The organism is Rhizobium grahamii CCGE 502, assembly GCF_000298315.2.
Lineage (GTDB): Bacteria > Pseudomonadota > Alphaproteobacteria > Rhizobiales > Rhizobiaceae > Rhizobium > Rhizobium grahamii.
On record NZ_AEYE02000008.1, the window covers coordinates 197100 to 223487 of the forward strand.

The 26388-nt window shown below is 59.6% G+C and carries 25 protein-coding genes; 12 read left to right on the forward strand and 13 right to left on the reverse strand.

What is annotated here, in order from left to right; all coding sequences use genetic code 11:
* Nucleotides 1-31: 31 nt before the first annotated feature.
* Both RGCCGE502_RS06750 and RGCCGE502_RS06755 read left to right on the forward strand, forming a co-directional pair.
* A complete protein-coding gene (locus RGCCGE502_RS06750; RefSeq protein WP_016553425.1) occupies nucleotides 32-736 on the forward strand; it encodes an AzlC family ABC transporter permease in 705 nt (234 codons plus the stop codon).
* The gene (locus RGCCGE502_RS06755) at nucleotides 733-1035 is read left to right on the forward strand and encodes an AzlD family protein (protein WP_016553426.1); all 303 of its coding nucleotides are present in this window, start codon (nucleotides 733-735) and stop codon (nucleotides 1033-1035) included. Before RGCCGE502_RS06750 ends, RGCCGE502_RS06755 begins: the two co-directional genes overlap by 4 nt.
* Nucleotides 1036-1066: 31 nt before the next feature.
* Here RGCCGE502_RS06755 and RGCCGE502_RS06760 read toward each other — a convergent pair whose 3' ends face one another.
* Nucleotides 1067-2563, reverse strand: a complete 1497-nt coding sequence (locus RGCCGE502_RS06760; protein WP_016553427.1) for a replicative DNA helicase — start codon at nucleotides 2561-2563, stop codon at nucleotides 1067-1069.
* 342 nt (nucleotides 2564-2905) lie between these two features.
* Here RGCCGE502_RS06760 and RGCCGE502_RS06765 point away from each other — a divergent pair, with 342 nt between their 5' ends.
* The 3 genes from RGCCGE502_RS06765 to RGCCGE502_RS06775 are packed head-to-tail and all read left to right on the forward strand — an operon-like array spanning nucleotide 2906 to nucleotide 6113.
* Complete coding sequence (locus tag RGCCGE502_RS06765; RefSeq protein ID WP_016553428.1) at nucleotides 2906-3349, forward strand: MarR family winged helix-turn-helix transcriptional regulator; 444 nt, start codon at nucleotides 2906-2908, stop codon at nucleotides 3347-3349.
* Between the two features lie 10 nt (nucleotides 3350-3359).
* The gene (locus RGCCGE502_RS06770) at nucleotides 3360-5033 is read left to right on the forward strand and encodes an MFS transporter (RefSeq protein WP_016553429.1); all 1674 of its coding nucleotides are present in this window, start codon (nucleotides 3360-3362) and stop codon (nucleotides 5031-5033) included.
* A gap of 15 nt (nucleotides 5034-5048) precedes the next feature.
* Complete coding sequence (locus RGCCGE502_RS06775) at nucleotides 5049-6113, forward strand: HlyD family secretion protein (protein WP_016553430.1); 1065 nt, start codon at nucleotides 5049-5051, stop codon at nucleotides 6111-6113.
* A 57-nt stretch (nucleotides 6114-6170) separates the two neighbouring features.
* Here the strand turns inward: RGCCGE502_RS06775 and rplI are convergent, their stop codons facing one another.
* From rplI to RGCCGE502_RS06805, 6 genes are all read right to left on the reverse strand, one after another.
* On the reverse strand, nucleotides 6171-6746 hold the full coding sequence (gene rplI, locus RGCCGE502_RS06780; RefSeq protein ID WP_016553431.1) for a 50S ribosomal protein L9: 576 nt from the start codon (nucleotides 6744-6746) through the stop codon (nucleotides 6171-6173).
* A gap of 21 nt (nucleotides 6747-6767) precedes the next feature.
* A complete protein-coding gene (locus tag RGCCGE502_RS06785) occupies nucleotides 6768-7751 on the reverse strand; it encodes a YybS family protein (protein ID WP_016553432.1) in 984 nt (327 codons plus the stop codon).
* 156 nt (nucleotides 7752-7907) lie between these two features.
* Entirely contained in the window at nucleotides 7908-8156 is a 249-nt protein-coding gene (gene rpsR / locus RGCCGE502_RS06790; RefSeq protein WP_007531286.1) for a 30S ribosomal protein S18, read from the reverse strand.
* A gap of 12 nt (nucleotides 8157-8168) precedes the next feature.
* Nucleotides 8169-8627 carry a 30S ribosomal protein S6 gene (gene rpsF / locus RGCCGE502_RS06795; protein ID WP_016553433.1) on the reverse strand — a complete coding sequence of 153 codons (459 nt, stop codon included), beginning with the start codon at nucleotides 8625-8627 and terminating at the stop codon, nucleotides 8169-8171.
* A 253-nt stretch (nucleotides 8628-8880) separates the two neighbouring features.
* Nucleotides 8881-10656, reverse strand: a complete 1776-nt coding sequence (locus tag RGCCGE502_RS06800; RefSeq protein WP_016553434.1) for an adenylate/guanylate cyclase domain-containing protein — start codon at nucleotides 10654-10656, stop codon at nucleotides 8881-8883.
* 167 nt (nucleotides 10657-10823) lie between these two features.
* The gene (locus RGCCGE502_RS06805) at nucleotides 10824-11867 is read right to left on the reverse strand and encodes an aldo/keto reductase (RefSeq protein WP_016553435.1); all 1044 of its coding nucleotides are present in this window, start codon (nucleotides 11865-11867) and stop codon (nucleotides 10824-10826) included.
* Between the two features lie 206 nt (nucleotides 11868-12073).
* Here RGCCGE502_RS06805 and fabD point away from each other — a divergent pair, with 206 nt between their 5' ends.
* From fabD to gmk, 7 genes are all read left to right on the forward strand, one after another.
* Nucleotides 12074-13018, forward strand: a complete 945-nt coding sequence (gene fabD, locus RGCCGE502_RS06810; RefSeq protein ID WP_016553436.1) for an ACP S-malonyltransferase — start codon at nucleotides 12074-12076, stop codon at nucleotides 13016-13018.
* A gap of 29 nt (nucleotides 13019-13047) precedes the next feature.
* Nucleotides 13048-13785: a 3-oxoacyl-[acyl-carrier-protein] reductase gene (gene fabG, locus RGCCGE502_RS06815; protein ID WP_016553437.1), complete on the forward strand. Its 738-nt coding sequence runs from the start codon at nucleotides 13048-13050 to the stop codon at nucleotides 13783-13785.
* A 290-nt stretch (nucleotides 13786-14075) separates the two neighbouring features.
* The gene (locus RGCCGE502_RS06820) at nucleotides 14076-14312 is read left to right on the forward strand and encodes an acyl carrier protein (protein ID WP_003502080.1); all 237 of its coding nucleotides are present in this window, start codon (nucleotides 14076-14078) and stop codon (nucleotides 14310-14312) included.
* A gap of 92 nt (nucleotides 14313-14404) precedes the next feature.
* On the forward strand, nucleotides 14405-15667 hold the full coding sequence (gene fabF / locus RGCCGE502_RS06825; protein WP_016553438.1) for a beta-ketoacyl-ACP synthase II: 1263 nt from the start codon (nucleotides 14405-14407) through the stop codon (nucleotides 15665-15667).
* Nucleotides 15668-15779: 112 nt separating this feature from the next.
* Entirely contained in the window at nucleotides 15780-17021 is a 1242-nt protein-coding gene (mltG, locus tag RGCCGE502_RS06830; RefSeq protein ID WP_210296582.1) for an endolytic transglycosylase MltG, read from the forward strand.
* Nucleotides 17022-17035: 14 nt separating this feature from the next.
* The gene (locus tag RGCCGE502_RS06835; protein ID WP_016553440.1) at nucleotides 17036-17923 is read left to right on the forward strand and encodes a YicC/YloC family endoribonuclease; all 888 of its coding nucleotides are present in this window, start codon (nucleotides 17036-17038) and stop codon (nucleotides 17921-17923) included.
* A gap of 3 nt (nucleotides 17924-17926) precedes the next feature.
* The gene (gene gmk / locus RGCCGE502_RS06840; protein ID WP_016553441.1) at nucleotides 17927-18592 is read left to right on the forward strand and encodes a guanylate kinase; all 666 of its coding nucleotides are present in this window, start codon (nucleotides 17927-17929) and stop codon (nucleotides 18590-18592) included.
* Nucleotides 18593-18700: 108 nt separating this feature from the next.
* Here the strand turns inward: gmk and rsmA are convergent, their stop codons facing one another.
* The 6 genes from rsmA to RGCCGE502_RS06870 all read right to left on the reverse strand — a co-directional run bounded on the left by rsmA (nucleotide 18701) and on the right by RGCCGE502_RS06870 (nucleotide 26311).
* Nucleotides 18701-19528 (reverse strand): 16S rRNA (adenine(1518)-N(6)/adenine(1519)-N(6))-dimethyltransferase RsmA, encoded by an 828-nt coding sequence (gene rsmA, locus RGCCGE502_RS06845; protein WP_016553442.1) that lies wholly within the window; start codon nucleotides 19526-19528, stop codon nucleotides 18701-18703.
* Nucleotides 19528-20553 carry a 4-hydroxythreonine-4-phosphate dehydrogenase PdxA gene (gene pdxA / locus RGCCGE502_RS06850; protein WP_016553443.1) on the reverse strand — a complete coding sequence of 342 codons (1026 nt, stop codon included), beginning with the start codon at nucleotides 20551-20553 and terminating at the stop codon, nucleotides 19528-19530. The genes rsmA and pdxA overlap by 1 nt, the downstream gene beginning before the upstream one ends.
* Before the next feature lie 5 nt (nucleotides 20554-20558).
* Nucleotides 20559-21509 carry a SurA N-terminal domain-containing protein gene (locus tag RGCCGE502_RS06855; RefSeq protein WP_019279749.1) on the reverse strand — a complete coding sequence of 317 codons (951 nt, stop codon included), beginning with the start codon at nucleotides 21507-21509 and terminating at the stop codon, nucleotides 20559-20561.
* A gap of 187 nt (nucleotides 21510-21696) precedes the next feature.
* Nucleotides 21697-24057 carry an LPS-assembly protein LptD gene (locus RGCCGE502_RS06860; RefSeq protein ID WP_016553445.1) on the reverse strand — a complete coding sequence of 787 codons (2361 nt, stop codon included), beginning with the start codon at nucleotides 24055-24057 and terminating at the stop codon, nucleotides 21697-21699.
* Nucleotides 24057-25145 carry an LPS export ABC transporter permease LptG gene (lptG, locus tag RGCCGE502_RS06865; RefSeq protein WP_016553446.1) on the reverse strand — a complete coding sequence of 363 codons (1089 nt, stop codon included), beginning with the start codon at nucleotides 25143-25145 and terminating at the stop codon, nucleotides 24057-24059. Before lptG ends, RGCCGE502_RS06860 begins: the two co-directional genes overlap by 1 nt.
* Entirely contained in the window at nucleotides 25142-26311 is a 1170-nt protein-coding gene (locus RGCCGE502_RS06870) for an LptF/LptG family permease (protein ID WP_016553447.1), read from the reverse strand. The genes lptG and RGCCGE502_RS06870 overlap by 4 nt, the downstream gene beginning before the upstream one ends.
* Nucleotides 26312-26388 lie beyond the last annotated feature (77 nt).

Below are 26388 nucleotides of genomic sequence, written 5' to 3' on the forward strand. Positions count from 1 at the left end.
CCTCCGAACTCTAGCAGTTATGGAGGTTCCAATGCTCACTCAAAGGCGACCCATCGGCGATTTCCTTGCCGGCTCGAGGGCAATCCTGCCGCTCGTCGTCGCCGTCATTCCGATCGGTCTGGTCTTCGGTGCAGTCTCGGCCACGAAAGGCTTGTCGGCCCTGGAGGCGACCTTGATGAGCGCGTTCGTCTTCGCTGGCGGCTCGCAGTTCGTCGCCATGGATATCTGGACGCATCCGGCAAGCTGGGCCGGGGTCGGCTTTGCCGCACTCCTCGTCAACATCCGTCATGTCCTGATGAGCGCATCCCTCGGCACGAAGATGCAAGGCTTCTCCGGCCTGCGGAAATATACCGCCATGCTGTTCCTGGCCGATGAGATATGGGCGATCGCGGAATTCCGCGCAGGCGTAGCGCGGCTGACGCCTTCGTGGTTCGCCGGTATCGCTTTGCCGTTCTATTTGGCTTGGATCGGGTCCACCTTGATTGGCGCCTCCCTTGGCGCGTTCCTCGGCGATCCCACCGCCATCGGGCTCGACTTCGCCTTTCCCGCGGTCTTTGTCGTGCTGGCAATGGGCTTCTGGAAGGGGCGCGAAACCGGTTCGGTGCTGGCGGCGAGCGCTCTGGCAGCCGTCCTGGTTCACCAGTTCATCCCCGGTGTCTGGTACATCGCCGCCGGAGCCCTTGCCGGGCTTGCGGCTGCGCTTTGGGCGGGCAAGACAAAGGCAGTGACGGCATGAGTTTGGATATCCACACCCTTGCCGCGATCCTCGCCATGGCGGCCGCAACAATACTGACCCGTATGAGCGGCCTGCTTCTCATTCGCCATGTCGAAATGACCGAGCAAACCCGAACGGCCATCGAAGCGATCCCGCCTGCGGTACTGATGGCGGTGATCGCGCCAACTGCCTTCGCGACAGGTTGGGCCGAAACGGCAGCCTGCTTGGCAACGGCGCTCGCAGCGCGTCGCCTGCCGATGCTCGCAAGCGTTGCCGTCGGCGTGGCAGCCGTTGCGATCTTGCGAGCGACCGGTCTGTAGTCCGAATGGAGCCCTGACGGGAAAGACCTCGTCAGTGCTCTTCGTACTGGATGAAGGATGGGTCGGCGAGATCCGCAAAACGCGTGAATTCCGACTGGAAGGCGAGCTTCACCGTGCCCGTTGGCCCGTGGCGCTGCTTGGCGATAATGACGTCGGCCGTGCCCTTCACCTTGTCGAAGAGGGCTTCCCATTCCGCATACTTCGGATCGTTGGGATCACGAGGCTCGAGGTTCTTGACGTAATATTCCTCACGGAACACGAAGAGCACGACGTCGGCATCCTGCTCGATCGAGCCGGATTCGCGAAGGTCGGAGAGCTGCGGACGCTTGTCGTCGCGGCTTTCCACCTGACGCGAGAGCTGGGAGAGGGCAATGATCGGGACGTTGAGTTCCTTGCCGAGCGCCTTCAGGCCGGTGGTGATCTGGGTGATTTCCTGCACGCGGTTTTCGCCCGACTTGCCGGAGCCGGTCATCAGCTGGATGTAGTCCACCACAAGGCAATCGAGGCCACGCTGGCGCTTCAGGCGGCGGGCGCGGGCAGAAAGCTGGGCGATCGAGATACCACCGGTCTGGTCGATGTACAGCGGCACCTTCTGCATCATCATCGAGCAGGCAACGAGCTTTTCGAAGTCGGCGTCGTTGATGTCGCCGCGGCGGATCTTCGAGGAGGAGACTTCCGTCTGCTCGGAGATGATACGGGTAGCAAGCTGTTCGGATGACATTTCGAGCGAGTAAAAGCCGACGACGCCGCCCTGTTTCGCCTTCATGCTGCCGTCGGCCTGAACTTCGCCCTCGTAGGCGGCGGCAATGTTGTAGGCGATGTTCGTGGCAAGCGAGGTCTTGCCCATGCCCGGACGTCCGGCAAGCACGATCAAGTCGGAGCGCTGCAGGCCGCCCATCTTGCCGTCAAGCGAGTGGATGCCGGTCGAGATGCCCGAGAGACCCCCGTCACGTTCCTTGGCAACGGCCGCCATGTCGATCGCCAGCGCCACGGCGTCGTTGAACGACTGGAAACCGCCATCATAGCGGCCATTTTCGGCGAGTTCGAAGAGGCGACGCTCGGTGTCTTCGATCTGCGTCTGCGGAGGCATGTCGAGCGGCGCGTCGTAGGCGATATTGACGACGTCTTCGCCGATCGTGATCAGCGCGCGGCGCAGCGCCAGATCATAGATGGCGCGACCGTAGTCTTCGGCGTTGATGATCGTCACGGCTTCGCGGGCGAGACGGGCGAGGTACTCGGAGACCGTCATGTCGCCGACCTTTTCCTCGGCCTTGAGGAAGGTTTTGATGGTCACCGGATTGGCAATCTTGCCCATGCGGATGATGTCACCCGCGACCTCGAAGATCTTGCGGTGCAGCGGTTCGTAGAGGTGGATCGGCTTCAGGAAGTCCGACACCCGGTAATAGGCATCGTTGTTCATCAGGATCGCACCGAGGAGCGCCTGTTCGGCTTCGATATTGTTGGGCGCTTCCCGATAGTGCTGCTCCGCTGGAGCAACGGCGGCAATCTTTCGAGCGACGTCGTTCATCTTGATCCGTTCTGTCTTCTTCAGCTTCGGGTTTGGCGTGCGCAACCGAGAAAATCAAGCGCGGATGCAAGAAGGTTTTCCTGCCGGCCGTCGATACGGGGACAGTTTGCCCGTTGTTCGACTTCTCCACAGTCACACTTGCGGTCGGTGCAAAAATACCGAAAGTGTCACCTGCAGAGCACGGCCAGAAACGACTCACTTCCATGGTGCCTTACATGATAGTGTAAGCCTGTCGGAGGAGACTTGCACCAAAGCATAGGCAGTCGGCTCTTGAAAAAGATTGGGAAATACGATAGTTAGTAAAGATATAATTAGTGCACTAACAAAATAGGGCTGAAAAATATGGGGAATCCCGTTCTCGGGCGTGAGCTAATCGAAGATCTTGCAGCATTCAACCGCAAGCTCAGGGCCGTCTTCGACAAGATAGTGCGGGAGCGCAATATGACGTTGCCGCGAGCCCGAGTCTTCTTCACGCTCAACAAGAAGGACGGCATCAACCAGCGTGAACTGGCTGAACGGCTGGAGCTCGAGACGCCGACGCTCGTCAGGATACTCGACGCCATGGAAGGCCAAGGGTTCGTCCAACGGCGCGTAGCCGGCTCCGATCGTCGCGCCAAGGAAATCTATATCACCGAGACTGGCAGGGTCGTGGCAGGCGAAATCGATGACATCGCCGTGAGAGTGCGTGCTCAGGTCATTGCCGGTATTCCCGAAGACGATCTGAAAACTACCTTAGAAGTGATACGGGCCATGCAAGCCAACCTGCAGGGTGTCCGCGGAATCTGAGGTCCTGCCGATGAGCCTCGCCCAAAGCGCCAATGACAATATGGCGCCCAGGTCCGCCGAAGAGACGGGAGCGCAAAAGCCGCCACCGTCGCCTCCGGCTGCTGGAGCGATGGCCATGCCCGCCTGGAAGGCTCCGCTTTATATGGTGGCGTCGGTCCTGCTCTTTCTGACGCAGGGCCTCGGCATGAATTTGCTCAACGTCAACATCTACCAACTGCAGGGATCGTTTTCGGCAACAACAACCGAGGTCTCCTGGCTTTCTGCAGCCTATATGGCGCCTTACGCCAGCATGTCGATCGCGCTCTTTAAGATCCGCACGCAATACGGCCTTCGCCGTTTCGCGGAGCTCGGTATCATCTGCTTCGTCGTTGCGGCGGTCCTCAATCTTCTCATTACCGACCTGCATTCCGCGATCGTCGTGCGGACCTTAAGCGGCATGGCCGCCGCACCGCTTTCGACGCTCGGCTTTCTCTACATGCTCGAACCTTTCCCGCAGGAGAAGAAGCTGTCGCTCGGGATAAGCCTGGCGCTGATGTGCACGCTGTTTGCCTCCCCCGTCGCGCGCATCGTCTCGCCTTCGCTGCTTCAGTTCGGCGGTTACCAGGCGCTCTATACGTTCGAGATGGGGATGGCGCTTATCGTCTTTCCGATCATCTACCTGCTGCCGCTCACGGCGCCGCCTCGAGGTAACGTCATCCAGCCGCACGACATATTGAGCTATCTCCTGCTCGCGGTCGGCTTCGGCTGCCTCGCCGTCGTACTGACGCTCGGCCGCTTCTATTGGTGGTTCGAGGCACCGTGGATCGGCGTTCTGCTGGCGATCTCGGTGGGCTCCATCGCGCTCGTGCTCGCCATGGAGTTGCCTCGCGCCAGTCCGCTGATCGATTTCCGCTGGCTGTTCTCAGGCACCAACATGCGGATGGCGGGCGTGCTGCTTCTCTTCCGTTTCGTTTCCTCCGAGCAATCCTCCTCCGCCGCCAGTTTCTATCAGCAGCTCGGGCTTCTGAACGATCAGACGGTGACGCTTTACGCGATTATCCTTCTCGCCTCTTTGGTTGGCGGGCTTTTCTGTGCCTTTCTGATGACCACACGTTACGTCGAGACCGCCCATGTACTGGCTCTCCTTCTCATCGCCAGCGGCGCCTTTCTGGACAGCCAGTCGACGAGCCTGACAAGACCACCGGAGATGTATCTGAGCCAGGCAATGGTCGCGGCTGGTGCGGCAATGTTCCTACCGCCGGTGATGGCGAGTGGGTTCAAGGCCGCGATGTCGCGCGGCATGCCCTTTATCGTCAACTTCCTGGTAATCTTCGTCTTCACGCAGAGTATTGGCTCCCTGTTCGCGTCGGCGATGCTCGGAACCTTTGTGACCATCCGGGAGAAGTTCCATTCGAACGTGCTCGTCGAGCACATCCTGCTGCAGGACCCGATTGTGGCCCAGCGCGTCTCACAGCTCAGCGCCGCCTACGGCAAGGTGCTTGGCGACAAGATGCTGCTCAAAGCCGAAGGCCTGGTGCTGCTCGCCCAGCAGGTTAGCCGCGAGGCATATGTTCTCGCTTACAATGACGCTTTCCTCGTCATCGGCTACGCCTCGCTCTCTGGTTTGATCCTCATTCTTCTCCATCAGGCGTGGCGGCGGCTGCCCTGGGCAGCGCGCGCCGACGCAATTCCCGCTCAATCGTGATCTCAGGATCCCATCATGCTGAAATCCCTCCGGTCTCCTTCGACCATCATCGCAGTGCTTGCCGGCATCGCCGGCGTTCTCCTCGTTCTCTACGCGTGGCGTTTGCCACCTTTCGTGACTTCTATCGAGACGACGGATAACGCCTATGTGCGCGGCTACGTCACGATCATGAGCCCACAGGTGAGCGGTTATGTCGTCGAAGTGCCGGTGAAGGATTATCAGCAGGTCAAACAAGGAGACACGCTGGCGCAGATCGATGACCGCATCTACGTCCAGAAACTTGCCCAGGCGCGCGCCGCGCTCGACGGGCAGAAAGCGTCGCTGGAGAATTCTCGCCAGTCTGAGCTTGCGGCAAAAGCAAGCATCGCCTCCAGTCAGGCCCAGATCGACGGCGCAAACGCGTCGCTGACCCGCGCCCAGCAGGCCTGGGATCGCATAAACAATCTCAGCAACCGCGGCATCGCATCGCAAAGCGAGACGGAGGCGGCACAGGCGACGCTTGACCAGGCCAAGGCCGCCGTGAACCAGGCCGAGGCCGCGCTTGAGGTTTCCAAGCAGAACCTTGCGACGATTATCGTCAATCGTTCGCTGCTTGAGGCCAATGTGGCGAGCGCCGAAGCGGTTGTGCGTCTTGCGGAAATCGATCTGCAGAACACCAGGATCGTTGCGCCGCGCGACGGCCATCTCGGCGAAGTTGGCGTGCGCGTCGGGCAGTACGTGACGGCGGGAACGCAGCTCATGGCCGTGGTGCCGGAGGATGTCTGGGTCGTCGCGAATTTCAAGGAGACACAGGTCTACGGGATGCAGGTCGGGCAACCCGTTACCATCACGGTGGATGCACTCGGCAAGCAGCGGCTGAAGGGATACATCGAGCGCTTCTCGCCGGCGGCCGGATCCGAATTTGCGGTCATCAAGGCCGACAATGCGACAGGCAATTTCGTTAAGATTGCGCAGCGCGTCGGCGTTCGCATTGGCTTCGATCCCGATCAGCCGGCGATCAAGGACTTGGGGCCCGGGCTTTCGGTCGTCGTCGATGTCGACAAGAGTGCTGCTCCGCAACAGAACACCGCAGCCAAATAAGCAGAAAGCCCGGCGTGAGCCGGGCTTTCGTCCATTTCCGGAATGGTATCTCGGAAATTAAGCTTCGTCGCCTTCGAGGTCGGCTTCCGGATCGAAAAAGTCTTCCGGACGAAGAGCGTCTTCGTCAACCCCGTAGATCGCGTCAACCGAGTTAAGGGTTTCGCCCTTGGCCTGACGCTCAGCTTCGTCAGCCGAACGGGCAACGTTGAGCTCGATGTGGATTTCGACTTCAGCGTGGAGCTGCAGTTCAACCTTGTGCAGGCCGATCGACTTGATCGGCGTGTTCAGGTGAACCTGGTTGCGACCGATGTTGAAGCCTTCGGCAGCGAGGATCTCAACGACGTCGCGAGCAGCGACAGAGCCGTACATCTGGCCGGTTTCGCCAGCCGAGCGAACGACGATGAAGGACTTGCCGTCGAGAACGTCAGCGACCTTCTGTGCTTCCGACTTGCGCTCGAGGTTGCGAGCTTCGAGCGTTGCGCGCTCGGATTCGAAACGCTTCTTGTTGGCTTCGTTGGCGCGAAGAGCCTTGCCGAGCGGCAGCAGGTAGTTACGAGCGAAGCCGTCGCGAACCTTTACGGTTTCGCCCATCTGGCCGAGCTTGGAGATGCGTTCAAGAAGAATGACTTCCATGTTCGTGTTCCTTTCGTGTCTCTAGATTTTCGTATCTGTCTGTTTGGGGGCATCAGCATCCTTGTTCGGGGTCAGCGCGATCGCCTTGCGGGTATCGCTCAAGCCCAACACGAGGATGAAAAAGGCTGGCACCATCAGGATCAGCGATGCCAGGTAGCAGAGGATCAGCGCCGGCAGGCGCCAATCCTTGCCGCGCGTGCGGAAGTGCAGCGCGGCGAATCCGGAAAGCAGGAAGCCGGCGCCGAAAGTGCCGACGACAGTTGCTCCGATCATCGCCGCCATGCCGCCGAAGAAGGTGGCGGCAAGACCGACGAGAAAGACGAAGATCGAATTGCGGTTCATGCGCAGCGCCGAGGGGAGATCCTCGCGCGGGCGCAGACCACGGCCGGATGCGCTGACGATCCGGGTTGCGATGTAATAGGCGGCAAACAGCATGACCACCCACATGCCGCCCTGAATAGCGGGCAGCATGAGCAGTACCAGTGCCTTGGTTTGCGCGGTCACGGCCGGATCGGGCGAAAACTCGGGCTGCTGCTGTGCAAGCGAGCCGAACAGCACGTCGACCAGCCGGTCGATGAGTTCAGGACCGTAACCGATCATCACGCCGACGACGATAACGGCGATCGTGACTAGGCCGCAGAGATGCAGCAGGATATCCGAAAGCGGATACCAGGCCATCAGATGCTCAGGGCCGCCAAGTTCAGACGCGGGACGGGCGAGATTTGCAAGGTGGCTGAGCCAGCCAGCTGGCAGCAGCGTAACCAGTGTCATCATCAGCGCGAAGGACGGCGAGATGGCGATCGCACCGACGACAGCGGCAGTGACGACGGCGGAGATCGCCGCCATGTTGCCCCAGCCGAGGCCGACGAGAAGAATGGGAAGGGCAGAGGCCGCATAGAGAACCGCACTGAAAGACGGCTGCAGGCTTGCGCCGAGCACTAGAAGTGCGGCGGTCAATCCGGCGAGTGCGCCGATGCCTAGCGTTTTTGTGTTCAGTTGCTTCACGGTCGCTGTCCTGCTTCATCAAGCAGTTAGAGGGCGTTTCCTGAATCGATTTCAGAAAGGCCTCAACATGGGTTTTAAGAGTTCCGATCCGCGCCCATCGCGAAAGGGAGAAGGGAAGGCATTGCTGCCTTCCCTCGATTTGGTCTCGTCAGCTGATTAAGCGACGACGTACGGCAGCAGGCCGAGGAAACGAGCGCGCTTGATCGCCTGAGCGAGTTCGCGCTGCTTCTTCTGCGAAACAGCCGTGATACGGGAAGGAACGATCTTGCCGCGCTCGGAAATGTAGCGCTGCAGGAGACGAACGTCCTTGTAGTCGATGCGCGGAGCGTTTGCGCCGGAGAACGGGCAAGTCTTGCGACGACGATGGAACGGGCGACGAACCGGTGCGGAGGAAGATTCAGACATTCTCAGTTCTCCTTATGCACGGTCTTCGCGGGGAGCACGGTCCGGACGCGGACCACGCTGGAAGTCGCCGTCACGACGCGGCGGACGATCGCCGAATTCGCGGCGCGGGCCACGGTCGCCGCCTTCACGCGGGCCGCGGTCGTCGCGGTCGCGCTTCTGCATCATGGCAGACGGGCCTTCTTCGTGCTTTTCGACAGCGATCGTCATGTAGCGCAGGACGTCTTCGCTGATGCGCATCTGACGTTCCATTTCCTGCACGGCAGCAGCCGGCGCGTCGATGTCGACGAGAACGTAGTGAGCCTTGCGGTTCTTCTTGATGCGGTAGGTCAGGGACTTGAGGCCCCAGTTTTCTACGCGCCCGACCTTGCCGCCGTTAGCTTCGAGTACGCCCTTGTACTGTTCTACGAGGGCATCGACCTGCTGAGCGGAAATATCCTGTCGGGCAAGGAATACATGTTCATAAAGAGCCATGACAGCTTTGCCTTTCTTGCGTTTATTCAACCCGATATTCGGCGGCTAAGCCTCAACGACTGCTCCTGATTGGGAAAACCCAGGCAAGAAAAGCGTTTCCGAGACGGTCGAGAGCGGAGACACGGGAGGCTGGAACGCTTCCGTTCCGAACGATTTCCCGTGGGAAACCGGCCCTCCGTTCAGCCACCAGCCAGAAGACCGGGTTTGCGAACAAGGCGGCTTATACGGATTTTTGACGGAAACGCAAGAGACGTCAGCAATGTTCTCGCTGCGAGTTCAGCGAAGGCAGTCCGGCTTTGCGTAGCCCGTCGACGAAATGGTCGTAGTGACTGGGGTCGACGTAGGGCGTCAGGATCTTCCAGTAATGCTCGAGATCGGCAGGAACATTTGCCAAGATCTCGGGGATGAGCCGCCGGGCTTCCTCATTACGGTTGAGCTGCCCCAAGCTTGCGAGAAGCACGACGCGATTAAAATAGGCACGCCGGAGCGACAACCCGCGTTCCGAATAGTGAATGGCCTCCTCGTAGTTGCCGAGATGATAGTGAGACAGGGCAAGCCGATCGAGGATGAGATAGGCGAGGGGATCATGCGGGCTAAGCCGCAGGGCCATGTGGAGAGGATCGGAAGCCTCGGCGAAGTTGCCCGTGAAAATTCTGGCCCATCCAAGCCCCATATGCGCCAGGGCAAAATTGGGATTGAGATCGATCGCCTGCTGCGCTTCTTCTACGGCGGCCGGCGCATTGTGGGCCACGAAATGGCCAAGACACATTGCGTAGTGTGAATAGGGGTCGCGCGGATCGAGCGCGACCGCGCGCTCCGCTTCCGTCCGAAGTTCCGTACTGTCCTTGTCGACATCCTCGCTGAAGCCGTGGAAACAGCGCGCGTAGAGAGAGCGAGCCAGCATCATGTGGCCGCGTGCGAATTCGGGATCGAGCTCGATGGCGCGTCGATGCCAGGTTATGGATTCGATGAAATGCTCGGCCGTATCCTGGGCATTGTGCAGCCAAGTGCCGCGCATATGGCTCTCGTAGGCGTCGAGATTGTCCGTCGTTCTGAGCAATGCCCGGCGGCTCTCGCCGATCAGGATTTCCGGCTCGATGGCGCCGACGACATTTTGAGTGAGTTCGTCCTGAATGGCGAAAATGTCGGCGATTTCGCGGTCGTAGCGCTGTGCCCAGAGGTGAACGCCGGTCTCCGCTTCGATCAGCTGCCCAGTGACGCGAACGCGTGTCCCAGACCGTCGCACGCTACCCTCGACGAGATAGCGAACACCGAGATCGCGGCCGATCTGCTTCACGTCGACCGCACGCCCCTTGTAGGCGAAGGACGAATTCTGGGCGATGACGAAAAACCATCGGTAAAGCGAGAGCGCCGTGATGATATCCTCGGTGAGGCCATCCGCGAAAAACTCCTGCTCGGGATCGTCGGACATGTTGACGAAGGGCAATACCGCGATCGAGGGCTTGTCAGGCAGCCTCAGCGGCCCGGCGAGCGCGCCCGCTTCCACAGGGTCCTCGCGACTCCAGTGCACTCGGTGGACGGGCACGGGGCGCGGGATATTCTTGAGCGTGCGGTCTCCCATCGGAATGAGTGGGAAGTCGAGTTTTCCCTCGATCTGCTGCCGCAGCGCGCCGGAAATACAGATGCCGGAAGGAAGCGCCACCTCCTGAAGACGCGCCGCGACATTCACGCCGTCGCCGAGCAGGTTGTCTCCCGAGACGACGACATCGCCGAGATTGAGCCCAAGGCGAAATTCCATGCGCCGGTCAGGCGGCAGGTCCGCATTGCGGCGATTAAGGGCGCGCTGGATGGCCACGGCCGCGCGCACGCCCTGCACCGCGCTGTGGAATTCCGCCACCACGCTGTCTCCGGCGCTGCCGAAAATTCGTCCGCCGTGCTCCTGCACGAGGTCGCCAATCGTAGCGTTGTAGATGCCGAGTGTCGCAAGCGCATCCTCCTCGTTGGTTGCAACAAGGCGACTGTAGCCGGCGACATCGCCGGCAAGTATGACTGCGAGCTTCCGTTCCACGGAATGAGCCCCCTCGCTCGGCACAGAGCCCTACAAAACTAGCCGAATTGCACAAGCCGGAGAAGCGGAAATTGCCGCATAGGTAAAGTTATCGAAACTTGTCGTTGTGATGTTTGCGGGAGACGATCTGGCCTTCCTTGGCCAGATCGTGCCTGGTGTACCGCAGCCTAGATCGGCATCGGGTATTGGCGATGGACCGTCTCGATTTCAGCCAAGACGTCGTGCGACAGTTTGAGATTGACAGAGCTCAGGTCAGTCTCGAGCTGCTTCACAGTCGTCGCGCCGATGATCACCGATGCCATGAAGCGGCGGTGTAGGCAGAAGGCGAGCGCCATCGCAGTCGGATCGAGCCCGTGCCGTGTGGCAATGTCGAGATAGGCCTTCGTTGGTGCTTCCTGCAGAGGCTGCAGACGACCGCCAAGATCGCCGTTGATCGAACCGCGCGAGCCTTCCGGCTTCGCGCCGTTGATATACTTGCCGCTGAGGATGCCGCCGGCGAGCGGGGAGTAGGCGAGCAGACCGACATCCTCGTGATGCGACAGTTCCGCCAGATCCAGATCGTAATGACGATACAGCAGATTGTATTCGTTCTGGATCGTGGCAACGCGCGGCAGGCCGAGCTGCTCGGCAAGCGTCAGGTACTTCTGGGTGCCCCAGGTCGTTTCGTTGGAGAGGCCGAAGGCGCGAACCTTGCCCTCTTTCACAAGGGTGCCCATTGTTTCCAATATCTCGGTGATATTGGCGATGGCCTTGGCGCGATCCTGCTTGAAGGGGTCGTAGTGCCAAGCCTGACGGAAATGGAAATGCCCGCGGCTCGGCCAGTGAATCTGGTACAGGTCGATATAGTCGGTCCTCAGGCGCTTCAGGCTTGCCTCGATCGCGAGGCGAATGTTTTTCGCGTCGGCACCGTCGCCGTTGCGGATATAGGAACGGCCCGGTCCGGCGACCTTGGTGGCGAGCACGATATCCTTGCGCTTGCCCGTCTTCTGGAACCAGCTTCCGATATAGTCTTCGGTCAGGCCCTGGGTCTCCGCTGAAACCGGCGTGGTCGGATAGAGTTCGGCCGTATCGAAGAAGTTGACGCCCTTCTCGACGGAATAGTCCATCTGCTCGTGCGCCTCGATCTCCGTGTTTTGGGTGCCCCATGTCATGGTGCCGAGGCAGATTTCGGACACGGAAATATCCGTGCGGCCAAGTTTCCTGTATTTCATCTGAAAGCCTTGAAAGTGATCTGGAAAAGAAATGGTCTGGGAGGGCGGCGCAAATCTAGACCGGAATTGCGCAAGCGCAAGAGGGATTACGAGGCTTTCTCGCACGCGCAAAAGCCTTGGAACGCGGGCCTCCGGCACTTGACTCTGCAGGAAAGAATGTCAATTGGAGGCGAAATAACCAGAGGTCCGTTTGCAAAGGACGTAGGATGACCATCGCATTCACATTTCCGGGTCAGGGCAGCCAGGCTGTCGGCATGGGCAAGGATCTCGCCGAAAACTTCGCCGAGGCACGCGCCGTCTTCCAAGAAGTCGACGAAGCGCTGGGCGAAAAGTTGTCCGAGACGATGTTTAACGGACCGGAAGACACCCTTACGCTGACGGCCAATGCGCAGCCGGCTCTGATGGCGGTCTCGATGGCGGTTGTCCGTGTCCTCGAAGCCAAGGGCGTCGACCTGAAGGCGAAAGTCTCCTACGTCGCCGGCCATTCGCTCGGCGAATACTCCGCGCTTTGCGCCGCAGGCACCTTCTCGCTTGCCGACACCGCGCGCCTGCTTCGCATTCGTGGCAATGCCATGCAGGCTGCCGTGCCGGTCGGCGTTGGCGCCATGGCTGCAATCATCGGCCTTGAACATGCTGACGTCGTCGCTGTCTGCGAGGAAGCCTCTGCCGTCGGATCCTGCCAGATCGCCAACGACAACGGCGGCGGCCAGATCGTCATTTCAGGTGAGAAGGCGGCTGTCGAAAAGGGTGCCGCGATCGCGACTGAGAAGGGCGCCAAGCGCGCGATCCTGCTCCCGGTCTCCGCTCCCTTCCATTCCTCGCTGATGGCGCCTGCTGCCGAAGCGATGCGCGAAGCTCTGGCCGGCGTAAAGAAGTCCAGCCCGGTCGTGCCTCTTATCGCAAACGTGCGCGCTGCGCCGGTGACCGACGCCGACGAGATTGCCAAGCTGTTGGTGGAGCAGGTGACGGGCCAGGTCCGCTGGCGCGAGACGGTCGAATGGTTTGCGGCCAATGGCGCAACAACACTTTATGAGCTCGGGTCCGGTAAGGTTTTGACCGGCCTTGCGCGCCGCATCGACAAGACGGTGAATGGCATCGCGGTCAACACGCCCGTCGATATCGACGCAGCGGTTGCCGCCCTGATGGCCTGATTGATTTAACGAATACAAGGAACACTTCCATGCTCGATCTTTCCGGCCGCAAGGCTCTGGTCACCGGCGCGTCCGGCGGTATCGGTGAAGAAATCGCCCGCATTCTGCATAGGCAGGGCGCGATTGTCGGCCTGCACGGCACCCGCGTCGAGAAGCTTGAGGCGCTCGCCAACGATCTCGGCGATCGCGTCAAGATTTTCCCGGCGAACCTTGCTGACCGCGACGAAGTCAAGGCGCTCGGCGCCAAGGCCGAGGCCGATCTCGAAGGCGTCGACATCCTCGTCAACAATGCCGGCATCACCAAGGACGGCCTGTTCGTCCGCATGAGCGACGAAGATTGGGATAACGTCATTGAGGTGAACCTCACCGCAATGTTCCGTCTCACGCGCGAGCTGACGCATCCGATGATGCGCCGCCGTTATGGCCGCATCATCAACATCACCTCGGTCGTCGGCGTCACCGGCAATCCCGGCCAGGCGAACTACTGCGCCTCCAAGGCGGGCATGATCGGCTTCACGAAGTCGCTGGCTCAGGAGATTGCAACCCGCAACGTCACGGTCAACTGCGTGGCACCGGGCTTCATCGAATCCGCCATGACCGGCAAGCTGAACGACAAGCAGAAGGAAGCGATCATGGGAGCGATCCCGATGAAGCGCATGGGCACCGGTGCGGAAGTTGCTTCCGCGGTCGCCTATCTTGCCTCATCGGAAGCCGCTTATATGACAGGCCAGACGCTGCACGTAAACGGCGGCATGGCCATGATCTGAAACGGTAAACTGCCTTTCGAGGCGGTTTTGGCCGCAATAGCGTGTTGACCAACCCGGTGGGGTTGATTTTCTGGCTTTGCGGCAGACTTAAACCGTGTTAAGCGGGCCATGACTGTGAACAGTCTCCCGAGAAAGCAGACGGACCGGCGGGCTTTTGTGCAAGCCTGGGACATTTCTGGTAGCCGGGTTCAAAGAGTTTGCCGAGGGTGGCTTTAAGGGGCGCCGCAGGCTGAAACAGGGTAGGGATGTCACAAGGCATTCTGATCAGACATAAGGTCGAGGAAACCGACATGAGCGATATCGCAGAACGCGTAAAGAAAATTGTTATTGATCATCTTGGCGTCGATGCCGACAAGGTTGTCGAAGGCGCAAGCTTTATCGACGATCTGGGCGCTGACTCGCTCGACACCGTCGAATTGGTCATGGCGTTCGAAGAAGAATTCGGCGTTGAAATTCCGGACGATGCCGCTGACTCGATCCTGACGGTTGGCGATGCCGTGAAGTTTATCGAAAAGGCCCAGGCTTAATCCTGAGCATTTGAAAAGGGCGGACCCGGAGTCCGCCCTTTTCATTTTTGGCATGGTTCTCCAATAACAAAAAAGGCGGGGGAATGCAGTCGATGAGACGGGTCGTAATAACAGGTACCGGCATGGTATCGCCTTTGGGATGCGGAACGGAATTGACGTGGTCCCGCTTGCTTGCGGGTCAGAACGGCGCCCGTCTGGTCACTGAGTTCGAAGTCGACGACCTTCCCGCAAAAATTGCTTGCCGCATTCCGGTTGGCGACGGTAGCGACGGCACTTTCAACGCCGACGACTGGATGGAACCCAAGGAACAGCGCAAGGTCGATCCGTTTATCATCTACGGCATGGCAGCCGCCCACATGGCGCTTGATGATGCGAACTGGCATCCGGAGAGCGACGAGGACCAGATTGCGACCGGCGTCCTGATCGGCTCCGGCATCGGCGGCATCGAAGGCATTGTCGAAGCGGGCTATACGCTCCGCGACAAGGGCCCACGCCGCATTTCGCCGTTCTTCATTCCCGGCCGCCTGATCAACCTCGTATCCGGTCAGGTATCGATCCGCCACAAGCTGCGCGGTCCGAACCACTCGGTGGTCACCGCATGCTCGACCGGCGCTCACGCGATCGGCGACGCTGCCCGTCTCATCGCATTCGGCGATGCCGACGTCATGGTTGCCGGCGGCACCGAATCCCCGGTCAGCCGCATCTCGCTGGCCGGCTTTGCCGCTTGCAAGGCGCTCTCCACCCAGCATAACGACGATCCGACCAAGGCGTCGCGCCCCTACGACAAGGATCGTGACGGTTTCGTCATGGGCGAAGGTGCCGGCATTGTCGTTCTCGAAGAATTGGAACACGCCAAGGCACGCGGCGCCAAGATCTATGCCGAAGTGGTCGGCTACGGTCTCTCGGGCGATGCCTATCACATCACGGCCCCGTCCGAGGACGGCGAAGGCGCGCAGCGCTGTATGACGATGGCATTGAAGCGAGCCGGCTTGACGCCTGCCGATATCGACTACATCAACGCGCACGGCACGTCGACGATGGCCGACACGATCGAACTCGGCGCGGTCGAGCGTCTGGTTGGCAATGCGGCCTCCAAGATCTCGATGTCGTCGACGAAGTCTGCGACCGGCCATCTTCTCGGTGCCGCCGGCGCAATCGAGGCGATCTTCGCAACGCTTGCGATCCGGGACAATGTTGCGCCTCCAACGCTCAACCTCGACAATCCGGAGCGCGAGACCGCGATCGACCTCGTCCCGCACCAGGCGCGGCAGCGGGAAATCAACGTCGCCCTGTCGAATTCCTTCGGATTCGGCGGCACGAATGCCTCGCTGGTGCTGCGCCGCTACGTCGCCTGAGTTTCAGGCGTTGACGTTCTGGCGGTGGGGCTGCACCTTGCGCGGCGCGGCCCCACCTGCATTTTGCCGCATTGCTTAGCAAGAAGCGGGACTTGAGGCCAAGTTTAGAGGATTGCCGGTGAACGATACGAACCAGAACAACGGGACGATCGGCGAGGAGAGCCAGCAGACGCAGAGTGGGCCGATCATTCCCAAGTCGCCAAGCGAGGCGCTTCGGCCCGAGCGCGTGCCCGAACCGCCGAAGCGCTCGAAGAAAGCGCGCAGCCAGGTTATTATCTTCCTGAATTTCCTGATGACGCTTGTCGTCCTCGGTTGCGCAGCCGCCGTCTTCCTCTTCTACTACGCGATCTCGACATACCAGAACCCTGGTCCGCTGGAGACGAACACGAATTTCATCGTGCGAAACGGCGCTGGCGTGGCCGAGATTGCCGCAAGTCTTGAGCGCAACAACATCGTGTCGGACGCCCGTATCTTCCGTTACCTCACTGCAACGCATCTCGATGATGGCGAGAGCCTCAAGGCGGGTGAATACGAGATCAAGGCACATGCTTCCATGAACGACATCATGGAATTGCTGAAATCCGGTAAGTCGATTCTGTACTCTGTCGCGTTCCCTGAGGGCCTTACCGTCCGCCAGATGTTCAATCGTCTGAACGAGGACGCCGTGTTGGAAGGCGACCTGCCGGCCGTGGTCCCTGCAGAGGGAAGCCTGCGTCCCGATACCTACAAGTTCTCCCGTGGAACGAAGCGGGCGGAGATCATTGAGCAGATGGCGGCGGCCCAGCAGAAGCTTGTCGATCAGGTTTGGGACAAGCGCGATCCGTCGCTGCAGCTCAAGTCAAAGGACGAACTGGTCGTCCTTGCTTCGATCGTCGAAAAGGAAACCGGTGTTCCCGACGAGCGCGCCCATGTTGCCTCCGTCTTCCTCAACAGGCTGGGCAAGGGGATGCGGCTGCAGTCCGATCCGACGATCATCTACGGGCTGTTTGGCGGCGACGGAAAGCCGGCGGATCGTCCGATCTATCAATCGGACCTCAAGAAGGAAACGCCCTACAACACCTATGTGATCAAGGGCCTTCCGCCGACGCCAATCGCCAATCCAGGCCGAGATGCGCTAGAGGCTGTCGCCAATCCGTGGAAGACGCAGGATCTCTACTTCGTTGCTGATGGTTCCGGCGGTCATGTTTTCGCGGCCACCCTTGAAGACCATAACGCCAACGTCAAGCGTTGGCGCCAACTGGAAGCTGCGAAGGGAGCCGACCCCAATATTGCGGTCGACGGACAGCCGGAGAGCCAGACGCAGCCGGAAACGCCCGCTGCGCCTGCTGCCCAAAAGAAAAAGAAGACCAACTGATTTTGGAGGCTCACATGGCTTTGCAGTCCATGACCGGTTTTGCGCGGCGTGAGGGCACCAGCGGCCGCTGGCGTTGGGCCTGGGAACTGCGTTCGGTTAACGGCAAGGGTTTGGATCTGCGTTTGCGCCTTCCACCCGGGCTGGAGCGCATGGAGAATGACGTCCGTCGTCTTGCCGCTGAGCACTTCAGCCGGGGCAACATGCAGGCGTCGCTGTCGTTGTCTGCCGGCGAGAGCCGCGTCGAGACGGTGCTGAATCAGGAAGCGCTTTCGGCTGTGTTATCCTTGCGCGACCAGCTTGGTGGCATAATCGATCCCACGCCACTGCAGTTGGATACACTGCTGGGCATCAGAGGTATTGTCGAGTTTCGCGAGACCGAAGATGGCGACGAGGCCATCGCAGCCCGCGACAAAGACGTCGTCGAAGGGCTGCTTGCCGCTCTTGCCGAGTTGCGGCACATGCGCGAACTGGAAGGCGCCGCGTTGTCGCGCGTGCTTCTGGATCACGTTTCGACGATGGAAGCACTGACGCTGACGATCGAGCGTGACCCCTCCCGTTCCCCCAAGGAGATTGCCGAGCGGTTGGCGGCCCAAGTGTCCTTGCTTCTGGAGGCGTCGGCAAAGCTCGATCGCGAGAGGCTGCACGTCGAAGCGGCGCTGCTCGCCACGAGAGCCGATCTTCGTGAGGAGATCGATCGCCTGAAGGCACATGTGGTTGCTGCCCGAGACCTGCTCGGCAAAGGCGGGCCGGTCGGGCGCAAGCTCGATTTCCTTGCACAGGAATTTAACCGAGAATCGAATACCATCTGCTCCAAGTCGAATGCCGCGGCTGTCACGGCCGCCGGGATCGAGCTGAAAGTCGTTATCGACCAGTTCCGCGAGCAGGTCCAGAATCTGGAGTGAATTATGAACCCGGCCCAGTCGAGCACACCAACGAAGATCGCCCGGCGCGGGCTGATGCTTGTTCTGTCTTCGCCGTCCGGGGCAGGCAAGTCGACGATTGCCGGCAACCTCCTCCGGGACGACCATAGTCTCGAAATCTCTATCAGCGTTACGACGAGAGCCAAGCGACCGAGTGAAATCGCCGGCAAGCACTACCACTTCATCACTGTGCCCCAGTTCGAGAGGATGCGCGACGCGGGCGATCTGCTCGAGTGGGCGGAGGTGCACGGCAATTTCTACGGCACGCCGCGCGAGCCCGTGGAAGCTGCAATGGCCGAAGGTCGCGACATGCTGTTCGATATCGACTGGCAGGGCGCTTTGCAGCTTCAGGACAAGATGAAGGCCGATATTGTCTCGATATTCGTGCTGCCGCCCACCATGACCGAACTGCAGTCGCGCCTGCATCGTCGGGCAGAAGACTCGGAAGAGGTCATTCGCACGCGTCTCCTTAATTCTCGCGCCGAGATCGAGCGTTGGCGCGAATATGACTATGTCATCGTCAACGACGATCTTGACGAGGCGTTTCGCAACGTCAGCTGCATCGTCAATGCCGAACGCGTCCGTCGCGACCGGCGCCACGGCTTGTTCGATTTCGTCAATGGGCTGCTGACCGAAGAGCCGAAGCTTTAAGCCATCAAGTTCGATCCAGTGATATTTGCGAGCGGCCCCAACGCTAGCTCGGTGCCGGCCATGTCAACATCTCGCGTGACCCGGCCTATAGCTCCAAGCGGCGGCAGACTAGAGGCAATTCGCTAGGCGAACAAACTCGGCGACCGAAAGCGTTTCAGCGCGTCGCTGCGGATCGATGTCAGCCTTGTTCAACAAGGCCTCGCCTCCGAGGGGCTTGAGGCTTTGCCGCAGCATTTTGCGGCGCTGCCCGAAGGCGGCGTGCGTGATCCTCTCCAAGTTGGCGACAGAGCAGGGGATCGGGCTCTCGTTCGGTGTCAGGTGGACGACTGTAGATGTGACCTTCGGGGGAGGCGTGAAAGCCTGGGGTGGGACGTCAAACGCCATACGCGCATTCGTACGCCATCCGCAGAGCACGCCGAGCCGTCCATAGTGGTCGTCGTCTTCGGTCGCCACGATGCGCTCGCCGACCTCCTTCTGGAACATCAGCGTCAGCGACTCCCAGAAGGGTGGCCACTGCTTCGGCAAGATCCAATTGACCAGCAACTGTGTGCCGACGTTGTAGGGCAGGTTCGCAATGATTTTCACCGGGGTTCCCGGAGCAACGGCCTCGAAATCCGTCTTCAACGCGTCGCCTTCGATGACCTCGAGCCGTCCCGGATAGTGGTCCGCAATCTCGGCAAGTGCAGGCAGACAACGGGAATCGCGTTCGACGGCGATCACCTTCTTCGCGCCAAGCGCCAGTATGGCGCGCGTCAGGCCACCCGGACCGGGGCCAACTTCAAAGACGGTAACGCCTTCGAGCGAGCCAGCCGTTCGCGCGACCTTCTGGGTCAGATTTAGGTCGAGCAGGAAGTTCTGGCCGAGCGCCTTACGTGCATCGAGGCCATGGCGTTGAATGACGTCGCGAAGGGGCGGAAGCCCGTCCAAGGCAGCCATCAAATGCGCCCTTCGGTGGTACGTCCAAGGTGGCCGGCCAGCTTCAGGGCCGCGACAAGGCTGCCTTCGCGGGCAAGCCCCTTACCGGCAATGCCGAAGGCAGTCCCGTGATCGGGCGAGGTGCGCACAAAGGGCAATCCAAGCGTCACGTTAACGGAATCGTCGAAACCAAGCGCCTTTGCGGGTATCAGCGCCTGGTCGTGATACATGCAGATTGCGACGTCGTAGCGCGCCCGAGCTTCGTCATGGAACATCGTATCAGCGGGCAGGGGCCCGATCGCATTGATGCCTTCGGACCGCAGAAATTGGATGGCGGGCTTGATAACAGCCTGATCTTCCTTTCCGATCGTGCCGTCTTCACCAGCATGCGGATTGAGTCCGGCAATCGCGAGCCGGGGCTGCTCAATGCCGAAACGGTGTCGGAGATCGGCGTCAGCGATCCGGCAGGTCTCGATGATGAGTTCTGCCGTCAGAGACTGAGGCACGTCCTTGAGGGGGACGTGGATTGTCACAGGAATGGCGCGGAGCTTCGGACCGGCGAGCATCATCACCGGCATCACCGTCTGTCCCGTTGCTCGTGCGGAGAGATCTGCCAGAAATTCGGTGTGTCCCGGGAACGGGAAGCCGGACTCGTAGAGCACCGACTTCGCAATCGGATTGGTGACGACGCCAAGCGCCTCGCCCGATATCGTCAGCGCGACGGCAGTCTCGATCGCAGAAACCGTAGCCTTCGCTGTTGCGACGTGGGGCTTGCCTGCCGCGACCTCGACGCCTGCAGCTACGGGCAGCACGGGGAGGGCATCGGCAAAAATGGCATCGGCATTGGCACAATCGGTCTCGCGAATGGCAACTGTCAGGCCGAGCAACTTGGCACGTAAGGCCAACACCTCAGGGTCGCCAATAAACACGAACGGAGGGAGCCCAAGCTCCCTGCGCCGCAACCAGGCCAACAATGTAATGTCGGGGCCAACGCCGGCCGGATCCCCCTGACTGAGCGCAAGGGGGCGCGAGAACGAGATCGACATCATGCTCAGGGGCGCATGATCTGCGCCTTCTTGCGCAGCTCGTCGAGGTATTTCTGGGCGTTCGGGTTTTCCGGCGGCGCGTTCTTGCCTGCCTTGGCCTTGTCGAGGTCCTCCTGGCGGAACACCATTTCTGCGGCCTGGTCGTCCGACACCTGGCGCTGGCTGCAGATTGCGATGTATTCGACACCTCTATCAGTCACGCGCGTCGCCGTGGTGTTGCCCTTGGCCTGTTCCACAAGAGGCTTCCATTCAGCCGGAAGTTCAGGCGCAAGAACGCGACCGAGGTCGCGGACCGATACGTCTCGCATCGTTGCTGCGAAGACCTTCGCCTGATCGCAACCCGGATATTTCGACCGGGATGCTTCGGCTTCGCTCTTGCGCTTGCCGACGATGCCTTTCTTGCTGGCGGGAACGACGAAGATCATCTGCTGCAGAATATACTCAGTCGTTTCTGGCTTCTGCTTGTTCTCCATCATGCGCGCAACAAGGTCGGCGTTCGACATACGATTGCTTGAGCCGTAACGGGCATTGACGAGACGCGGCCAGCTCATCTGTACGGCAATGAAGGCCTTGAAGTGAGCGACACCGACGCCGGCGCGCTCGAGAATCTGCGTCATCTGGTCTGTCGTCAGCTTGTTGCCGGTGGCAAACCGCGCGAATGATGCATTGACGTCGTCTGTGGAAACCGACATGCGCACGCGCGAGATTTCCTGCTGCTTCAGCGTCTGCTCGATCAGTTGCTCTTCGGCGGCCTTGGCGTCGGCCTTCTGATGCTGCAACCGAAGGAACGCCTGACGCTTGGCGACATCACCGCTGGTAATTGCCGTGCCGTTGACGACCACCTTGACTTCGCTCGCGGCGAAAGCTGCGCCGGTCTGAGGCGAGGCAAAAGCCGCCAGCATCACGAAAGCCGCGCCGGCAATCATCGTCGTTACGGTTCTTCTTGCGCCAATCATCTATCGACCCTTCCCATTGACGCCGCGCATTCACGTCGCGGCGCGCATACCTTCTCGAGACCAAACAGGCATTGCCGCTCTAAATTGAAAATTCAGCATATTCCGTAGATCTCAACTGGCGACAATGTCCTGCATAGTCTTACGGCGAAAGAAAGGCTCTTTCTTTCGCCGTCTGCAGTATTGCCCATCAATTCTGGTAGATGGTTGTGCTGGTATCTACTGGTCCACCGAGGTTGATGTCGCCGAGTGTCCTGAAGGTCAACCTGGCACCAATGCTCCAGTCGCTAGCGGTTTCTGCGGTGGTGTCCCGCTTCTCGCTATAGGCGATCGTAAAGATCGTGCATTCGTCCTCGTAGGTTAGGCCGAACGTCTTCCTAACGACACTGTTGTCCTGAAGATCCCACGCGATGCCGCCAAACACCGACCAATAATCCTTGAAATTAACGGAACCCTTGGCCTGGATTTCATCGTTGTCTTCGGCAAAACCATACTCTGGCTGCGCCGAGACGTGTGTATAGATCAACTGGCTTTGGAAATCGTCGTTCTGGAAACCGGCAGTCAGGTCGCCTCGGCGGAAAGCCAAGCTCTTCTCGTCAAGCCGATAGGAAGCGGCGAGCGCGATGCCCTGCGGCGTTTCTATGCCGCCAAGACCGACGAAGTCTGACACGTCGCTTTCCAGACCGGAATCTGCACCGACATTTACCAGATCGGCTGTGTCGAATGAGTTCTGACCACCCAGCTGGTACGACTGACCGAAAATCCCGTGCAGCTTGTACCCATTATCAAACGTGCCGGTGTACTGGAAGCCGACATTGGCGCGCGTGCCGCCTTCAATGCGGTCGTAACCGGAGAACTTGTCACGCTCGAAAAGATTGGTCGCGTCGAAAACGAAGCTCTGTGCGTCTTCGTTCGGAAGAGCGCCGGCAAGGCGTTCGTCAGGGCGAGCATAGATCTGAACGATGGGTTCGAAGAGGTGCGTGCTGTTCGCGGTGGTCCCAAGGATCGGATAGCGCATTTCCAGTCCGGCGGTAAACATCGAACGCGTCGCCGAGTTGCCGTCGTCGTAATTGCCGTCATAGACAAACCCCGTGCCAGAGGTCGGCGGCGGCGTCATGTTCAACGCCAACGCGTCGCCTCGAGCCGCGAGCAACGGGGTAATCAGGAAGCCCTCAGGCGTGACAAACGTCCGCTTCCATTCGAGTTCGCCCGTCAGGCGAGACGTCTGGCCTTCGAGACCGCGGAACCGATCAAAGCCCGCGACACTATAAAAATCGTCGTGGTTGCGTGACAGGTTCGTGAGGTTGACATCGGCAGAAAGTTCACCCCCGGCGAGCGGTTGCGGCGCAACGAAGTGATAGTCCATCACCGGATAGACGATCGCCTGCTGCTTCTCGGCGACATCGTTCGGATCGGCGTTCTGCACGTCAAAATAGAACGACCGCAGATCGAAGTAATTCCGTTTGCCGAGGCCCGTCAGGTAGACCTGGTTTGTCTTTGTCGAGTAATCCAGACCTTTAAGGCTATAGGTACGAGCAAAGTTATTGTCGCTCTGCACCATGACGTCCCAGCCGAACGCCCAGCGTGGGTTGATCTGGAAATCGCCTTTCGATGCAATGACGCCGCGGAAGTCCTTCTCAGCATCACTGGTGCCAGGCGTGAAGGTCCCAGGGCTAGCCTGATCAATGCCGGCCATCCGCAAAATGTGCGTGCCGTTTTCGTACCTCTGACGATACTCAGCGTCGAGTAGGAAGCCTTGCGTCGTGTAACCAGTACCCGTCACCGTGACATCGCTGCTTGGCGAAATGACGTAGTAGTAGGGGACCGACAGCCCGAAACCGAGATTCTGAGCGGTAACGAAACTCGGGAATAGGAAACCGGACTTCCGCTTCACGGTGTTGTCCGGGACTTCAATCCACGGCACGTAGGCCAGCGGGTGCCCAAGAAGCTCAAAGCGCGCCTTCTCGAGGCGAATCGTATGCTTGACGCCATCCTGAATGACGCGTTCGGCCTTGACCTGCCAGAAGGGTGGCTTCTCCGGCTTCTCCGCGCACGGCAAACAGGCGGTATAAACGCCCTTGTTCAGGATCATTTGCGTGCCGCCAACGCGCTCACCGGTTTCGGCTACCAGGCGCGTATTGTCGGCGGTCTCAATTCTGAGCGCGTTTACGAAGCCGTTTCCGAAGTCGTCGGTGACGTCAAGTTTGTCGGCATACATCCGATTGCCGTCAGGGCCAACCAGTTCAACGTTTCCAAGCGCCATCAGGCGTCTGGTCTGCTGATTGTACTCGACGCGCTGCGACACCATCTTGTAGCCGGCGTAATTTATCTGCACGCCGCCAATGGCCGAAACGATCTGTGAGTCCTTGTTATAGATCAGCTCGTTTGCAGACAGAATCAGCTTCTGGTCGTCCGAAACGGTCGGCTTCAAACCTTGCAGGGCATCCTGTGCAAAGGCAGCAGGAAAGCCGTTGGAATAGGTAGACAGAGCTGCGCCTACGAGCAGGGCAACCAACTGTTTACTAAAAGTCTTGCGGTCGCCTGCCGCCACTAGCCATCCTCCTGATGAAGCAGAATTGTTGCACCCAAAGCCAGGGCAACGGTGACCGGAATCCACGTCGCCACGAAAGGCGGGACAACCCCACTGCTTCCGAATGCTTTTACAAGCACGGTGACCACATAAAGCACGAAGCCTGAAAGGATTCCACCCAGAATCACTGACCTCGATTGGTTGAACCGGCTAAATTTTAGGGACACTGTTGCAGCAATGAGAGTCATGGCCACGAGCAACAGTGGTTGGGACAACAACGAATGAAATTGGGTCTCGAGTGCCTTGCTCGGAATCCCGAAGGATTTCGCGGCGTCAATTCGCCTCGAAAGGTCAAAAAATCCAACAGTTTCAGGGGCTGTGAGCCTCTGCTGGACAAAATCTTGTTTCAGATTGGTGCGGACTCGCACCTCATCCTTGCGCACAGCGACTTCGCCTGGGCGACGCTCCACAACATTCTTTAGAAGCCAGTAACCATCTTCCAATTTTGCCGAAGCGGCGTCCTGTCTCAGGATGATGTGATCGGACGAATCGAAATGCACGAATACTGCATCCATCAGCAGCGTGCCGTTCTCGAGAATCGTGTGCGCACCTATGACGGCATCGTCGCCACCGCTGATCTGGCGAATCCACGGAACCTGCGGGGCGGTGTTCGAAGCCGAGCCTTCTCCGCGCCAGTTGCTTTCGACGATGGCGGCCTGGCGTTGCCCCCACGCAGCCAGCGGATTGAGAACGGTCATAACCAGAACGCCGAGCAAAAAGGCGCCGGCAAGGAACGGCGACATGAACTGCCAAACCGAGACGCCAGCGGCGCGCGTCACGACTAGTTCGTATTTTCTATTGAGGGCAATCAGAACCGTCATGCCGACGAAGAGCGCAATGAAGGGAACAGTCTGCTGCAAAATGAGCGGCAGGCGCACGGCGGTCATCACCAGGCCGCCGGTCACGGTATAGCCGGGAAGACCCGAGAGGCGACCCGCCGTCTCGCTGAAATCGACGAGATAGACTATGCCGATCACGCCAAGGAAGAACCACATTGTCGTCAGCAGGTAGCGGCGGAAGAAGTAGCGACCGAGCGTCCCGAAGATCATGCGCTGCCTCCCGCTGACGGATCGGCTGAGCGCTTGAACAGTTTCTGCCAGAGCGCAGCGATCCGGTCGCTGACCATCGATACAATCGATAGACGTTTGTGAAGCGACAGAGACGCGATCGCGAGCACGCTGGCAATCACGGGAATCGAATAGAGCACACCGATATACTCGGGATCCGTGTCGATCTGATTGGCGGCATAAAACGAGGCCCAGCGAATTGCGAATGCGAACACGAGTGCAGACACCATCGGATGCAGCCGGGCTTCACGGTGGGAACGCGCATCGCCGGCAATCGCGAGCGAAATCAGTGCAAAGACCATCGGCAGAACCCAATCCGTCAGGCGCCGATGCAATTCGGCTCGGTAACCGCCTGGTTTGGCGATGTAGTCCTTATCGTTCGGATCTGGACTGAACAGGAACGGCAGCTCGCGATCGGAGGCGCGCAGCGTCGCCTGGCCGCGGTTCTGTGTGAGGTCGGAAAGGTCGAAGGAGTAGGAATCGAAACGAATGACGGAGACTTCACCAGTCTGCGTTTTGCGGTGAACCTCGCCGTCATGCATGATGAGCGACGTACCCTTCTCGTCAACGGCGCCCTCGCGTGCATAGTAGATGAGCTCGAAAGCAGGATCGCGCTCATCGACGACGAACAGCCCCTTGAGCACACGTCCGGCCAATCGCTCCGATATCTGGACGTAAAGACCCGTATCGATGCGGCGGAAGTTCTTTTCTTCGATCACCGTGGAAAGCAGATCTGCGTAGGCGGCGGCCACCATCTGGCGAACGCCGGTCTTGGCCTTCGGCTCGACAACGTTGTCTACGAAAAAAGAAAAGGCGCTGATGATCGCTGCAAGAATCAGAATCGGTCGCAGGATGATCCCGCGCTTGGCGCCTGCCGCATCGATAACGGTCAGTTCCGAATCATTGTTCATGGTCGTCAGTGTCTGCGTGACGCCGATGACAATTGCGAAGGGTAGCACGATCGGAATGATCGAAGGGAGGATCAGTGTCGCCAGCTTGGCGAACGATCCCATCGACTGGCCGCTATCAGTCACCAGATTGACGCGCTGCAGGACCTGAGTCGTCCAAATGATCGCGAGCACCGGCAACAGGGCAACGAGAAACATCTGGCCAACGCGCCGGAGTATATATGTTTCAAGCAGTTTCATTCATGCCCTTGAACGCCATTTGCGAACCGATGCCGCTGCGCAGCGAAATCCATCTACGCTCTTTGGTTCGCTTTTGC

What these genes read in the sequence shown, in the direction of transcription:
- RGCCGE502_RS06750 (WP_016553425.1), top strand. Translation starts at nt 32, where the DNA reads ATGCTCACTCAAAGGCGACCCATCGGCGATTTCCTTGCCGGCTCGAGG.
- RGCCGE502_RS06755 (WP_016553426.1), top strand. Translation starts at nt 733, where the DNA reads ATGAGTTTGGATATCCACACCCTTGCCGCGATCCTCGCCATGGCGGCC.
- RGCCGE502_RS06760 (WP_016553427.1), bottom strand. Translation starts at nt 2,563, where the DNA reads ATGAACGACGTCGCTCGAAAGATTGCCGCCGTTGCTCCAGCGGAGCAG.
- RGCCGE502_RS06765 (WP_016553428.1), top strand. Translation starts at nt 2,906, where the DNA reads ATGGGGAATCCCGTTCTCGGGCGTGAGCTAATCGAAGATCTTGCAGCA.
- RGCCGE502_RS06770 (WP_016553429.1), top strand. Translation starts at nt 3,360, where the DNA reads ATGAGCCTCGCCCAAAGCGCCAATGACAATATGGCGCCCAGGTCCGCC.
- RGCCGE502_RS06775 (WP_016553430.1), top strand. Translation starts at nt 5,049, where the DNA reads ATGCTGAAATCCCTCCGGTCTCCTTCGACCATCATCGCAGTGCTTGCC.
- rplI (WP_016553431.1), bottom strand. Translation starts at nt 6,746, where the DNA reads ATGGAAGTCATTCTTCTTGAACGCATCTCCAAGCTCGGCCAGATGGGC.
- rpsR (WP_007531286.1), bottom strand. Translation starts at nt 8,156, where the DNA reads ATGTCTGAATCTTCCTCCGCACCGGTTCGTCGCCCGTTCCATCGTCGT.
- rpsF (WP_016553433.1), bottom strand. Translation starts at nt 8,627, where the DNA reads ATGGCTCTTTATGAACATGTATTCCTTGCCCGACAGGATATTTCCGCT.
- RGCCGE502_RS06805 (WP_016553435.1), bottom strand. Translation starts at nt 11,867, where the DNA reads ATGAAATACAGGAAACTTGGCCGCACGGATATTTCCGTGTCCGAAATC.
- fabD (WP_016553436.1), top strand. Translation starts at nt 12,074, where the DNA reads ATGACCATCGCATTCACATTTCCGGGTCAGGGCAGCCAGGCTGTCGGC.
- fabG (WP_016553437.1), top strand. Translation starts at nt 13,048, where the DNA reads ATGCTCGATCTTTCCGGCCGCAAGGCTCTGGTCACCGGCGCGTCCGGC.
- RGCCGE502_RS06820 (WP_003502080.1), top strand. Translation starts at nt 14,076, where the DNA reads ATGAGCGATATCGCAGAACGCGTAAAGAAAATTGTTATTGATCATCTT.
- fabF (WP_016553438.1), top strand. Translation starts at nt 14,405, where the DNA reads ATGAGACGGGTCGTAATAACAGGTACCGGCATGGTATCGCCTTTGGGA.
- RGCCGE502_RS06835 (WP_016553440.1), top strand. Translation starts at nt 17,036, where the DNA reads ATGGCTTTGCAGTCCATGACCGGTTTTGCGCGGCGTGAGGGCACCAGC.
- gmk (WP_016553441.1), top strand. Translation starts at nt 17,927, where the DNA reads ATGAACCCGGCCCAGTCGAGCACACCAACGAAGATCGCCCGGCGCGGG.
- rsmA (WP_016553442.1), bottom strand. Translation starts at nt 19,528, where the DNA reads ATGGCTGCCTTGGACGGGCTTCCGCCCCTTCGCGACGTCATTCAACGC.
- pdxA (WP_016553443.1), bottom strand. Translation starts at nt 20,553, where the DNA reads ATGTCGATCTCGTTCTCGCGCCCCCTTGCGCTCAGTCAGGGGGATCCG.
- RGCCGE502_RS06855 (WP_019279749.1), bottom strand. Translation starts at nt 21,509, where the DNA reads ATGATTGGCGCAAGAAGAACCGTAACGACGATGATTGCCGGCGCGGCT.
- lptG (WP_016553446.1), bottom strand. Translation starts at nt 25,145, where the DNA reads ATGATCTTCGGGACGCTCGGTCGCTACTTCTTCCGCCGCTACCTGCTG.
- RGCCGE502_RS06870 (WP_016553447.1), bottom strand. Translation starts at nt 26,311, where the DNA reads ATGAAACTGCTTGAAACATATATACTCCGGCGCGTTGGCCAGATGTTT.